Consider the following 13,171-nt stretch of genomic DNA (forward strand, 5'->3'; position numbering starts at 1 on the left):
GATAATGCGATTTGCAGCTTTGATTGGTTTCTTGTTATTTTTCTCTACTTCCGTTTTTGCGCAACAAGCAGATTTGCTTGAGCGCAACTTTGCGGGCGCCAGCAAACAGACGACACCGCAAGCCGCGAAAGCGGATATTCAAAATCAAGCAGCTCAAAAGATCTCTGAAGAAGTGATCCGCGATCTGATTGGTGAAGAACGCTATACAAAGAATAAATCTTTGATCGCCAATAAAGTTATTAAACTTTCTGCGCGCTATATTCCTTTTGTGAAGCCTTCGGCGATCACGCAGGAAGGTGAAGAATTCAAAATGAATGTGGCGATGAAGGTTTCATTGTCGGATTTGAAACAGCTTTTGCAGATCAACTCGTTGCTGAACGAAAATGACACGATCCCTGTGGTTTTACCTGTGGTCAGCATGGTTGATCGCGTGGAAGGCCGTAGCTACCGTTGGTGGCAACAATCTTCGGATAAAAATCAAAGTTTTCTAGTTAAACAAAGCCGCACTCTCGAAGACGCTTTACGCAGCTCTTTCCAAAAGAATAATTTCTTTGTGGTAAAACCTGTTGAGGCGGGCTTGGGTGCAAATGTTCCGACAAGCTTTCAGAATGAACGCGTGGCGGGTGATGATGCTCAGTTTTTTGCTCAGTACTTTAATGCGCCCGTTATGATCGATGGTCAGGTGCTGATGAATAAGGCGGATAAGGGTTATCGCATTGAGGTGCGTATGACGGCTATCCAGGTCAGTAATGCGCGTCCTATCGCTGACGTTTCTCGTCGTTATGATGTTGAAGGTTCTTTTGAAGGCGCGGTTGATAAAAAGCTCCGCGAGGTTTCTGAGGCTGTGGCTAATGACCTGGCTTCGCAAGTGTTCGAAGCTTGGCAGCGTGGGTCCGTGGGCACTTCGGTTATTCGTGTGACGATCACGGGTAAACACACTCTGCCTTCTATGGAAGCGTTGAAAGAGCGTATTCGGTCGCAATTGACTCAAGTTAAAAATATTAGAGAGCGTTTGGTAAGTTCAGACTCTGTCAGTTTTGAAGTGGATACAGCTGCTTCATCAACGGAACTTGCAACAAAGCTGGAAGCTTTGGATGTGAATGGCAAAAAACTCGTGAAAGTTTCTGAAGACCGCGAAGAGATCGTTTTGAAACTGGCGCAATAAGGAGGCCTCGGTGAGAATGTTTTTGGCTTTGGCAGTTGTGATGTCCATGGTGGGATGTATGACTGTAGATCGCTCGGGTGGCCCCCGTCGCGAGGTTCGTGATGAGAATCAAGTGTCCCTTAAAGACGATGCTTCTCCTCGTAAACGCCTGATGGTTCTTCCGTTCCTAGATAGCTCTGATAAACGTCCGCAAAACCTGCGTGATCGTGCTCGCTCGGCATTCATTATGGATTTGAATCGTTCCGGTGATATTATCGCCTTGGATAGCCGTGAACTTAATTTAGATTTGTCCAAAATGATGGATCCACAAGGTGGATATAAAATGACCGATGTTGCTAAGGCCGCAAGTGCTTTAGGAGTGAACGCGGTTCTTGAAGGTCGCATCTTGGATATTCGTATTAAAAGAAAATCAGATAATGTGGGTGTCGTTAGACAACTGACAACTGGATTCGAAGTTGTGGCACAAGTGCGTGTTGTTTCCGCTCGTGGTGGAAATGAGATCTTCAACACTGTTAAAACTGTTGTTTTGAAAGATCAGGGTGTCCGTGTTGCTGAGCGTGTGGAGAGCGACAAGTTTTTGCAAAACAATCCCGACATGATTGAAGTGATTGTGAAAGATGCGTTTTTGGATTTCACTCCGCAAGTAATGACCGCTCTGGATAAAATTTCTTGGGAAGGTCGTATTGCAGCTATTCAAGGTGATCGCATTTACCTGAATGTTGGCAAAATTTCTGGATTACAAATGGGAGATCTTCTAAAGGTCATGGAAGACGGTGATGATATTTATGATCCAGAGAGCGGTACGCATATTGGACGCGCTCCAGGTCGTCTTAAAGGAACTCTTGAAGTCATTTCCTATTTCGGTACAGATGGCGCAATTGCAATCATTCATAGTGGATCGGGTTTCAAAGAAAACGACCGCATCGAACTCTATTAATCTTCTGTCTTTAAAAAATAATTAGGGATATTATCAAAGTGTGAAATCAATTTTTGCACTTTGCTTTCTTATGATGCTCTCTTCAGTCTCTTTTGCGAAAGACTGGAAGGTGGCCGTTCTTTATTGGAGCATGAAAATCGATGGCCAAGTGGCCATGCGAAAAGGTCTCGAAGAACAAGTCGAAATCTACAACAAGGAAAACAAAGGTAAGAACTCGATCGTACTGGTTCCTTACGTGGCCGGAGAAGGTCGCAAGGGTATCGAGAATCAAGCTACGCAAATGCAACAGGCTCTGAAAGAAAAGCCTGATGTCATCATCATACAACCAACTGATAATTCCACGTTAGCGTCTTCCTTGCAGGAAGCGAATTCTTTAAAAATCCCAGTCATTGCTTACGATCAGTATATTGTGAATGGAGAGCTCACGGCTTTTATCACGAGTGCCAACTACAATGCCGGTCAAGACAACGGGGAGTACGTCACCTCACTGTTTAAATCTGACCAAGTTATTAAGATTGCTGTCTTTGAGTATCCCGCAGTGTCTTCAACAACGGAACGTGTGGATGGATTCTTTGATTCACTTCGCGCGCAGAATACGCGCTTTAAGGTGGTTGGTGTTTATCAAGCGGTAGATCCTGATTCCGGGCGTACGGCTGTTAAAAAATTTCTTAAAGACTTTCCTGATAAAGGCAGTGTTGACGTTGTCTTTACAGTGAATGATGGAGGTGGTCTGGAGATCGTTAAAGAGCTTCAGGCTAAGAAACGCACCGAAATCAAACATGTGACCTTTGATGGAGACCCCGCTTCTGTCGAGAATATCAAAGAGGGTAAGTCGACAGTTATAGACTCAGCGCAGTTCTGTGGTGAGTTGGGGCGTGAAACAGCGCGCTCCCTGATTCGCGTGATGAGCGGGAAACCAGTAGAGAAGAAAATTCGTGTTCCTACCTTTCCGATTACCAAAAAGAACTTGAGTGAATATCCCGGATGGATGGGAGTTCCAAAAGCCCCTGTGGCGAAAAAAGTAGAACCTACGCGTTCGGCGGTAATTCCTCGCGAAGAGTTTGATCGCAACCAGAAACGTATTTTGCGAATCGGGACAACGCCCCTTTGCCCTTATATTTGCGAAAAGAGCCCAGGGGTTTGGACCGGATATGTTTTTGAAATCTTAGGCGAGGTGGCACGTGATCTGGGGGTCGAGCTGCGTTTGGAAAACGTGGTCACGACTCGTTTGAAACAGGGCCTAGAAAATCGCAAGCTAGATTATATTATCGCTCCAGAATATCTGGTTCGCTACATGGACGATATTATGGTGGTAGGCCCACAATTAGGCGTTAACTATACGGGTGCGATGCTTTCTAAGAACACCAAAGCTCCCAATGTGATTGATCGCTATTCTTTAGAAAAAATGCGCATCATCTATTCTGACTTCGGCATGCAAGACGGTCGTATCGAAGCGGAGTTTACAGGTCTTAAGATGAACAAGCTTTCAGGTTCAGATGTGGTTGAGCGCATGTTCAGAATTGTCGCTCAAAAACGTATGGACGTAGCACTCGGTGATTACAACGTGCTTCGCTACTATCAGCTGCGTGACAAGGGGCAATTCACTCTCTACCCCACGTCTATAACGGGCTTTAGTTTTCTGGTTTTGGTTGGACTTAAGAAGAATCCTCAGGTTCACCTCTTGGGTGATGGATTGAATGAGTGGTTCAAGCAGTCTCGTAAAAACACTCACCTTCAGGAAATTCTGGGTCGGTACAATCTGACTGATTGGAATATGCTGACTCGCGATTAAAAATCAGTCATATTTGACTACATATGCGTAAGTTTATTGTATTTGTGTGGTTGCTGGTTTTTTCTCTCCCTGTTTTTGCTAAAGAGTGGAATGTCGCAGTTCTTTATTGGAGTATGAAAATCGAAGGTCAGGTTGCTATGCGCAAGGGCCTCGAGGAACAAGTCCAAACTTTCAATGATCAAAATAAAAGTAAAAATCAAATCAAACTGATTCCCTATGTCGCCGGCGAAGGTCGGAAGGGAATTGAAAATCAGGCAGTGCAAATGCAACGTGTTTTGCGCGATAAACCTGACGCCATCATCATTCAGCCTACAGACAATTCCACTCTGGCATCGAGTCTTCAGGAAGCAAATATATTAAGAATTCCAGTGATCGCTTATGATCAGTATATTGTGAACGGGGAGCTTGCGGCTTACCTGACTAGCGCAAACTATGCTGCGGGTCGTGCCAATGGCGATTACTTGGCAACTTTATATAAAGCGGATCAGGTGATTAAGATTGCCGTGTTTGAATATCCCTCGGTGTCTGCAACAACAGAACGAGTGGATGGTTTCTTTGATTCACTTCGTGCGCACAATGTGCGTTTCAAAGTTGTGGGCGTCTATCAGGCGGTGGATCCAGCTTCTGGTAAAACAGCCGTCGAACAATTCTTGAAAGAGTTTCCAGCGAAAGACAGCGTCGATGTGGTTTTTACCGTCAATGATGGTGGAGGCATTGAAGTTGTTCGTGAGCTTCAGGCAAAAAAACGCACGGAGATCAAGCATGTTACTTTCGACGGGGATCCGGCTTCGATTGAAAACATTCGAGCGGGTAAATCCACGGTTATCAATTCAGCTCAGTATTGCGGAGAGCTGGGGCGTGAGACTGCGAGAACTTTGGTTAAAGCTTTAAACGGACAATCGGTCGAAAAGAAAACGCGCATTCCCACTTTTCCGATTACGCAAAAGAATGCTGATCAGTATTCTGGCTGGATGGGGATTCCGAATTTAAAAGACTCCAGCAAGAACTCCGCATCGAAAGCTCACTCTCGTAAGGAGCTTGATCAGAATCAGAAGCAAATTGTTCGTATCGGAACGACACCGCTTTGTCCCTATATCTGCGAAAAAAGTCCCGGTGTTTGGACCGGATATGTGTTTGAAATTTTGGGAGATGTGGCGCGCGAGATTGGAGTTGAGCTGCGTTTGGAAAATGTGGCTCCGTCACGGCTTAAGCAAGGTCTGGATGGGCGTAAACTTGATTACATCATCGCACCCGAATCACTAGTTCGTTATATGGATGATGTGGTTGTGGTTGGACCTCAATTAGGTGTGAATTATACGGGCGCTATCTTGCCGAAGTCGAGAAAAGCTCCCCTGGTTATTGATCGTCAGTCTTTGGAAAAATCTAAGATTATCTATTTCGACTTAGCGATGCAGGATGGTCGTATTGAAAACGAATTTAAGGGCCAGAAGCTGCATAAATTGGCAGGATCTGACGTCGTGGAAAGAATGTTCCGCATCGTGGCACAGAAGCGTATGGATGTCGCTTTAGGGGATTATAACGTTCTTCGTTATTATCAGGTCCGGGACAAGGGGCAGTTTAATCTTTATCCGACCTCTATTACCGGTTTTAGCTTTTTTGTTCTGGTGGGGCGTAAAAAGAATCCCCAGGGAGAGGTTTTGGGGATGGGAGTGGCGGACTGGCTCAAGCAGGCCCGCCGCAATGGACGTCTTCAGGAGATCTTGGGTCGCTACAACTTAACCGACTGGAACATGCTAACTCGCGATTAAAATATTGATTTTATAGCGAAAAATACATAATCATAGAAGGTCAGTTGAAAGGGCTTTCTATGCAAACAACTCTGGTTAAATCACTTTTTAGAGAAACTGAAAAATTCCTGGATAAAGAAATCCATATGTCTGGTTGGGTTCGTAAGATCCGTGACCAAAAGAATTTTGGCTTTATCGAGTTGAATGACGGCTCTTTCTTTAAAGGTGTTCAGGTTGTTTTCGATGAAAAAATGGCGAACTTCGAAGAAGTTGCTAAGCTTTCCATCGCAAGCTCCATCATCGTAACTGGTAAGGTTGTAAAATCCCAAGGGGCTGGTCAAACGTTTGAAGTTCTAGCTTCTAAAGTGGAAGTGATTCAAAAAGCTTCTGCTGAATATCCATTGCAAAACAAACGTCACAGCTTTGAGTACCTGCGCGAGATCGCCCACTTGCGTCCGCGTGGTAACACATTCTCTGCGGTATTCCGTGTGCGTTCTGTGTTGGCGTATGCGATTCACAAATTCTTTCAAGATCAAAACTTCGTTTACGTGAACACGCCAATCATCACAGGCTCTGATGCTGAGGGTGCGGGCGAGATGTTCCGTGTAACAACATTGAAATTGGACAATCCGCCAAAAACGGCTGATGGCAAAATCGACGCTTCTAAAGATTTCTTTGGTAAAGAAACGAACCTGACTGTTTCTGGTCAGTTGAATGGTGAAACATTCTGTGCAGCTTTCCGTGATATCTACACATTCGGTCCAACATTCCGTGCAGAGAACTCGAACACGTCTCGTCATGCGGCGGAGTTCTGGATGATTGAGCCTGAGATCGCATTTGCTGATTTGTCAGCGAATATGGAATTGGCTGAAGACATGATTAAGTACATCATCCGCTATGTGATGGAGCAATGCCCAGAGGAAATGGAATTCTTCAACCAATTCATCGAAAAAGGTTTGTTCGATAAGTTGAACAACGTTTTGAACAATAACTTTGCTCGTGTGACTTACACTGAGGCGATCGACATCTTGAAAAAGTCTGGTAAGAAGTTTGAGTTCAACGTCGAGTGGGGAATTGACATGCAATCTGAGCATGAAAGATTCTTGGCTGAAGAGCACTTCAAACGCCCTGTGTTCGTGACGGATTATCCGAAAGAAATCAAAGCGTTCTATATGAAATTGAATGCGGATGGTAAGACTGTTCGCGCGATGGATTTGTTGGCTCCAGGTATCGGGGAAATCATTGGTGGTTCACAACGTGAAGACAACCTTGAGGTTCTTGAAAGCCGCATGACAGGTCATGGTCTGAAACTAGAAGATTATTCTTTCTATACAGATCTTCGTAAATACGGCAGTTTCCCGCATGCGGGTTACGGTCTGGGCTTTGAGCGTATGTTGATGTACGTAACAGGTATGACAAACATCCGTGACGTGATCCCATTCCCTCGTACGCCGAACAACGCTTTGTTCTAGTATGTCTTTTAAAAGGCGCTCCCAGGGGCGCCTTTTTTATTGTTCCTTATTTGAAACAATGTAATTCAATTTTGTCTTCTTACCTCTCCCGCCGTTTTCATAATAATTTTAAAATGAAGAATTTAAAGTGGACTATCCCAGTCGGCGCCATCGTTCTGTGTGCGTCTGTATTTCTGACGGAAAGGTTGAGTATGAATCACAACGAGAACTCCTTAAGGTATCTCTATCGCCCAGCAAAGGTGCAGGCAGGGGTGAAGGCTCCGGTGATTCTATTATTGCATGGAGTGGGCTCTAATGAGGCCGACATGTTTAATCTATCAGAGGTTATCGATCCGCGTTTTGCAGTATATAGCCTGCGTGGGCCTTTGACGTTGGCTCAGGATAGCTATGCTTGGTTTCATGTGAACTTCACAGCTCAAGGACCGCAACACAACCGTGACGAAGCGGAAAGTTCGCGAGTGATTCTGAAAAACTTTATTAAAAATCTTTCTCATCTGAATCCCGAAATTGATCCTAGTCAGGTTTTCCTTTTGGGTTTTAGTCAGGGCACTATTATGTCACTTTCTTTGGGGTTCACTGAGCCCGAATTGGTGAAAGGCGTCGTTGCGATTTCCGGCAGAACTTTGCAAGAAGTTGCCGCGCAGATAAAGGGGCGCAGTTATTCGCGCACACCACAGGTCTTATTGGTTCATGGTGTGGAGGATGGAAAACTTCCGTACAGCTTTGCGCAGAATACAGAATCTGTATTGAAAGATGCGGGTTTTAAATATCAATTCAAAAGTTATCCAGCAGGCCATCAGATCACTCCAGCGATGTTACAAGATATTCGTGAGTGGCTTAGTCAGAAATGACAAGTGGGACTTGAGGTCTTATGGGCCAAGCCTGGGTAAAGACCACCGCGTCCGCTGTATTAAATGGACGACAATTTAAAGCGGGACGGCTGGATTCGACCTCCTTTTTGGTCGAAATCCACAACCGCTTCGGTTACTGAGTGTGTCATTTCTTGCGGATCGCCTCTGCGCCAGATAGATTTATTCTTCCAATTATGTGCGGATATAGCGTAGTTGGTAGCGCGCTTCCTTGACATGGAAGAGGTCACTGGTTCAAGTCCAGTTATTCGCACCAAATTTTCCTCTCTAAAATCCTCAACACTCCGAATGTTTGAATCATTGCTTTTTGCAAGTGATGGGCGTTCAATTTCATGTGGAGGTTCATCATGATCGATTTTTACACAGCTCACACGCCGAATGGTCGCAAGGTTTGGATTTTACTCGAGGAGTTAGGGATTCCCTACAAGCTTCATGAAATCGATCTGAAAAAGAACGAACAGAAAACACCTGAGTTCTTGGCGATGAATCCAAATGGTCGCATTCCTGTGATCGTTGATAACACTCCTGTTGGTCCGGTCACGATCTTTGAAAGTGCCGCGATTCTTTATTATCTGTCTTCAAAATATGAAGGCCGCTTTTTCGGTTATGGATTGGATGAGCGCGCGCACGTGATGGAATGGATGATGTTCCAAATGTCAGCAGTCGGTCCTAATTTTGGGAACTTAAACTACGGCCACAATTCGATGGATCCTAAGGTCCCAGCTTTTATCGAGCGCTTTGATAAAGAAAGCCGTCGTATCGTGGGAGTGCTAGAAACTCAACTAGGTAAGAATGATTATCTGGCTGGTGGCAATTACACCATCGCAGATATTTGCACGTACCCTTGGGTGGCTGCGATGCTAGAAAAAATGCCAGATGTAATGAGCGGAGCGCCGAAGCTTAAACAGTGGGCTCAGAAGATTTCGGAGCGTCCTGCTGTTCAGAAGGGGATGGCTTAAGTCCTTTAAAATCCCACAAAGCCTGGTCCAACATTTGGCTGGGCTTTACGTTCCCCATCGCATTTTGAATGGTGGCGTAGATGTTCGGAATTTCTTTTTCTAAATCGCGCACTAGTTTTTTTACGCGTTGGCGTTTCAAACCATCTTGAGAGCCGCACAGGTTGCACGGGATCACCGGGAAAGCCCAAGCTGCGGCAACTTCTTCAATATCACGCTCAGACACATAAGCCAGAGGACGAATTAAGATATTACGTCCATCATCCGAGCGTAGTTTTGGCGGCATAGCAGCCGTTTGGCCCGCATAAAACAGATTCAGTAGAGCTGTGTGAACCGTATCATCGCGGTGGTGACCTAAAGCCATTTTCGTGAAACCTAGATTATGGGCATAATCGTATAAAATGCCGCGACGAAGGCGAGAGCACAAAGAACAGAATGTAGCTCCCTGGGATTTTTGTTTTACGATGGAGTAAGTGTCTTTTTCGATAACGTGAAGTTTTACACCTAAGGACTCAATCCAGACTTTGAAATCAGTGGCATCAAATCCAGGTTGTTTTTGATCTAAAATAGCCGCCTCAATTTCAAAGCGACGTTCAGAACGTTTTTGGATCTCTGTCAGCAAAGCTAAGAGAACGCTCGAATCCTTACCGCCGGAGACGCAAACCATCAGTTTGTCGCCGTCCTCGATCATATTGAAATCATTCAAAGCTTGAACGATTTGTTTGCGGATTTTAATAGCGAGCGGAAGCTCAAAGTTTACTGGTGACATCAGGGCTATTTTTAGACGAAATCTCGACGACTTGTCGAGCTAATTTCACGCCTGCGGCCGTCAGTTCTGCGAATCCACGCGTATAAACCTTGTCGCCAATGCTGTATTGGGCGCTGTAATGGTCAATAAAGTAAATTATTTTCAGTTCCACCCAGTGTTCGTTGGCGTCGGAGACATAGGCCCAAGGAGCTGGAATCCCACGAACCTCGCCAATCCCTGCGACCACTTTCTCTAGGATCTGCTTAGCAAGCTCTACGTTCTCCCCATAAGCGATACGGAAGACCAAGCGACGTAAAATCGGGTTGTCAGGCGGGGAGAAGTTTGAAATCTGTGCATTCGCCATAAAGCGATTTGAGAAAGTGATGATCTCGTCAGAAAAACCCACAAGCGTCGTCGATCTCCAGGAGATCTCCTTAACTTGGCCTGTCGCTTTTTGAATCCCGCTGGTGATTTCTAACCAATCACCGATTTCAAAATTGCGATCCAGCTGCAAAGAAATCCCTGCGAATAGATTTCCCAAAGTATCTTGCAGAGCCAAACCCAGAATCACTGAGGCAGCCGCGGACGTCGCAAGTAAGGGCGCTAATTCCAAGCCAAAGATGCGGTTGATGCCCCAGAACAAAAGCGCAATGGACATGATCAGTGAAAAAATATTTACCAGAAGTAAGGGAACACCGTGCTTCATGGAGCCTAGGAAAAGGTACTGCAAAACTGTTAGGCGCGCGGTTTTTACGAAAACAATGTTAGCCCAGATAAATGTCAGGACCGCGATGTAAGGCGTGAAGCGATTCAGACTTCCTAATTGCGCCTCAGAACTTTGCATAAAGATAAACAGCACAAAAAGGAAACTTAGAATAACGAAGTGACGCAGTAACAATCTGAAATGTTTACGAATACTTTTGTGACGTTCTTCATTCACTTCTTTTAAGAAGAACTTGTAAAAGAGCCACGCAATCGCGAGCAGACTTCCAATCAGAATGTAACCTTCAAGCTGAAGGATATCGTACAGTACATTAATTTTGATGAGCTTTTCTGCCATGATTTTCGCGTCCCCGTTAATCATTAGTATAGTGACTATTTTTTAGTCTAGTCGAGACAAATTATTTTTCCGAATTGGGTTTGGAACGGTGCTCGCTGAGCCGATAGGCTCTGCATGAGAAAACTAATATTGTCTATGTCTGCATCCGTCTTACTTGTTGCCTGTGGGCAGCAGTATCCCGCTGCAATTGATGGTATGGCCTCTCAGACCGTTTCAGATATCGCCTGCAAAAATCAGCAGCTTGAAGAAAAACTTTATGATGGACTTAAAAGCTATTTGATAGAGCAAAAGTCCATTCCGTCAGCAATGGATTTAAAGTCCGCGATGAAATCCCAAGTGGATAAGCTCGCACAAGAAAATCCGCGCATGACTCCAGAGCAAATCTCCCGCTTGCAAACTGAGCTGGATAGTTTGGTGGAGTCTTTGTTGTCGGAAACCATTCAGGGTGAGCGCATTGAAACATCCGATCAGTTGCTTGGTTTGTTATCAGCCATTGATGTGGGTGATCGTTCAACGACATTCCGCTCTTACATGCAGGACCGCGTGCGTGGAAACTTTGACAAGCTCTCCACGACAATCAAAGCGATGGATTTAAACTGTCCATCAACAGATTCAAATACAGCTGCGGGTTCAACAGAAGACACATCAAGTCCTTCAGAGAACTTGGTGCCTGAAGTTCAAGCAAATGCCGATTACGAGTATCACAAGAAAGCTGCTGTGGAGGCCGGTGTTCCTTTGGCAGTGTTTGGTGAGCGCTGGGCGTTGGCCACGGCTTATCAATCATGTAACAGCTTGGAAGTTCCAGCTTTGGATGATTCAGTCGCAGATATTAAAGGTATTGCGATCACGGGGACGCATTCCGATGGCGTCGGCAGCAAGCGTATGATTGCAAGCCTTGCGCAAGTTCAAGCGACTCACCCTTATTTGAAGGAAGTCACTGAGTACGGATCGAGCTGCTTTAATGTTCGTAAGAATCCTTTGATTTATGATTACGGTGGTAAGCCTTATGCAACCACATCTTCATCATCTCCGATTGATTTATTCAAAAATGGCGGCGATGGCACGAGTGTTCTTGGCATTGATTGTTCTGGGTATGTCTATACATCGATGGCAACAGCAGGTTTACGTTTAAAACAAGGTCGCGCGTTGAAAGCTTCTGATTCTTGGGCATGGGGTTCGACATCTTACGTGGAACCGCAAAACAATGGTCTGACTTGTTTAAGCAAAATTACGGTGACTCCTTCGGTGAATATCAAAGCGGGTGACATCGTCGCAGTTCGTGGTCACGTCGTATTGATAGATCGCGTGGGTGCAGATCCCTTTGGTTTGGCACGTGCTCAAACGGTTGCTGATTGCAGTAAACTGACTGTGGATGGTTTCGACTTTACTGTAGCGCAAAGCTCTCCAAGTAAAGAAGGTGTCGGTATCAATCGCTCTTTGGCGAAAGATTATCTGCCGACGAGTGAGAAAATGCAGGCGGGTCTAACCAAGTATGCTTACTATGCGTGCTTGGCAAAATTTAATGCAAAAAACTACACGCCAAGTATCGGAACTCTTTCAGTGGTTCGCCATAAAGGAACTTCCGCTTGTATGGATAAACGCGTCGTATTAGCTCGTGAAAGCTGCATCCAATCATGTCCAAAAACGGCATTTACGCACTGATTTAAGTGAAATAATTATAAAAAAGAAATATCGTACAGAATTCTAGGCGGGGGAGGCTTTCTAGGCTATAACCCCGGGCATGAAAACACTTTCTTTATTTCTATCTTTGTTCGTGGTTTCTGCTGTAACAGTGGCTCCTCATCAGGCACTGGCTGTGACAAGTTCCTACTGTGATGATCTAGAGCGTTTGGATAATCTCTATCATCTGACTCCCCACCAATTTAAAAATTTCTTTATCGACGGCACTAAGCTTGATCGCATCATCATTTCTAAAACTCGCAAAAAACTTTATATCTTGCGCGATGATGTTGTCTTGAAAACTTACGATGTGGCATTCGGTTCAAACCCATTTGGTCACAAGCAGTTTGAGGGCGATAAAAAAACTCCAGAGGGCGTTTATAAAATCGATGGCAAAAATGCCGAAAGCCTTTTTTATAAAGGTCTTCATATCGATTATCCCAATAAAGCAGACCGCGCTTATGCAAAATCCAAAGGTCGTTCTGCGGGTGGCGATATTATGATCCACGGATTCCCGAACGATCCCGCGCAAAACACGTTGGTGTCGGCTGTTCATCCATTTTATAATTGGACGTCAGGATGTATCGCGGTAACGAATACCGAAATAGATGAAATTTTCTCGATGGCTGGTAAGGGAACGCCGGTTGAAATCTGTAAAATGCCACCTCCCGCAGAGCCGGGTCCTGTTGACCCAGCGAATCCGCCGGAACAATAAGGCAAATCAAGCCTCCCAGTGAAAAGGGA

At 45.1% G+C, this 13,171-nt stretch carries 11 protein-coding genes and 1 tRNA gene; 10 read left to right on the top strand and 2 right to left on the bottom strand.

Translation table 11 applies throughout. From position 1 onward, the window contains the following. Window positions 1-4: 4 nt before the first annotated feature. From ACLVWP_RS09235 to ACLVWP_RS09270, 8 genes are all read left to right on the top strand, one after another. Window positions 5-1,165 (top strand): hypothetical protein, encoded by a 1,161-nt coding sequence (locus tag ACLVWP_RS09235; RefSeq protein ID WP_413561511.1) that lies wholly within the window; start codon window positions 5-7, stop codon window positions 1,163-1,165. Between the two features lie 16 nt (window positions 1,166-1,181). Then, entirely contained in the window at window positions 1,182-2,102 is a 921-nt protein-coding gene (locus tag ACLVWP_RS09240) for a hypothetical protein (RefSeq protein ID WP_413561579.1), read from the top strand. A 40-nt stretch (window positions 2,103-2,142) separates the two neighbouring features. Continuing rightward, a complete protein-coding gene (locus tag ACLVWP_RS09245; protein WP_413561513.1) occupies window positions 2,143-3,894 on the top strand; it encodes a substrate-binding domain-containing protein in 1,752 nt (583 codons plus the stop codon). Window positions 3,895-3,917: 23 nt separating this feature from the next. After that, the gene (locus ACLVWP_RS09250) at window positions 3,918-5,663 is read left to right on the top strand and encodes a substrate-binding domain-containing protein (protein WP_413561514.1); all 1,746 of its coding nucleotides are present in this window, start codon (window positions 3,918-3,920) and stop codon (window positions 5,661-5,663) included. Between the two features lie 59 nt (window positions 5,664-5,722). After that, window positions 5,723-7,114 (top strand): asparagine--tRNA ligase, encoded by a 1,392-nt coding sequence (asnS, locus tag ACLVWP_RS09255; protein WP_413561516.1) that lies wholly within the window; start codon window positions 5,723-5,725, stop codon window positions 7,112-7,114. A 113-nt stretch (window positions 7,115-7,227) separates the two neighbouring features. Further along, window positions 7,228-7,965 carry an alpha/beta hydrolase gene (locus ACLVWP_RS09260; RefSeq protein ID WP_413561517.1) on the top strand — a complete coding sequence of 246 codons (738 nt, stop codon included), beginning with the start codon at window positions 7,228-7,230 and terminating at the stop codon, window positions 7,963-7,965. A 198-nt stretch (window positions 7,966-8,163) separates the two neighbouring features. Continuing rightward, window positions 8,164-8,239 (top strand) — tRNA-Val (locus ACLVWP_RS09265). A gap of 91 nt (window positions 8,240-8,330) precedes the next feature. Then, entirely contained in the window at window positions 8,331-8,942 is a 612-nt protein-coding gene (locus tag ACLVWP_RS09270) for a glutathione S-transferase family protein (RefSeq protein WP_413561518.1), read from the top strand. Here the strand turns inward: ACLVWP_RS09270 and ttcA are convergent. Together ttcA and ACLVWP_RS09280 are read right to left on the bottom strand one after the other, a co-directional pair. Beyond that, window positions 8,884-9,708: a tRNA 2-thiocytidine(32) synthetase TtcA gene (ttcA, locus tag ACLVWP_RS09275; RefSeq protein WP_413561519.1), complete on the bottom strand. Its 825-nt coding sequence runs from the start codon at window positions 9,706-9,708 to the stop codon at window positions 8,884-8,886. The genes ACLVWP_RS09270 and ttcA overlap by 59 nt on opposite strands. Further along, window positions 9,689-10,747 carry a mechanosensitive ion channel family protein gene (locus tag ACLVWP_RS09280; protein WP_413561521.1) on the bottom strand — a complete coding sequence of 353 codons (1,059 nt, stop codon included), beginning with the start codon at window positions 10,745-10,747 and terminating at the stop codon, window positions 9,689-9,691. The genes ttcA and ACLVWP_RS09280 overlap by 20 nt, the downstream gene beginning before the upstream one ends. A gap of 114 nt (window positions 10,748-10,861) precedes the next feature. Here ACLVWP_RS09280 and ACLVWP_RS09285 point away from each other — a divergent pair, with 114 nt between their 5' ends. Together ACLVWP_RS09285 and ACLVWP_RS09290 are read left to right on the top strand one after the other, a co-directional pair. Then, entirely contained in the window at window positions 10,862-12,409 is a 1,548-nt protein-coding gene (locus ACLVWP_RS09285; protein WP_413561523.1) for a hypothetical protein, read from the top strand. Window positions 12,410-12,488: 79 nt separating this feature from the next. Beyond that, a complete protein-coding gene (locus ACLVWP_RS09290; protein ID WP_413561526.1) occupies window positions 12,489-13,142 on the top strand; it encodes a L,D-transpeptidase family protein in 654 nt (217 codons plus the stop codon). The last annotated feature ends 29 nt before the right edge of the window (window positions 13,143-13,171 follow it).

Source organism: Bdellovibrio sp. HCB209, from assembly GCF_047306065.1.
Taxonomy (GTDB): domain Bacteria; phylum Bdellovibrionota; class Bdellovibrionia; order Bdellovibrionales; family Bdellovibrionaceae; genus Bdellovibrio.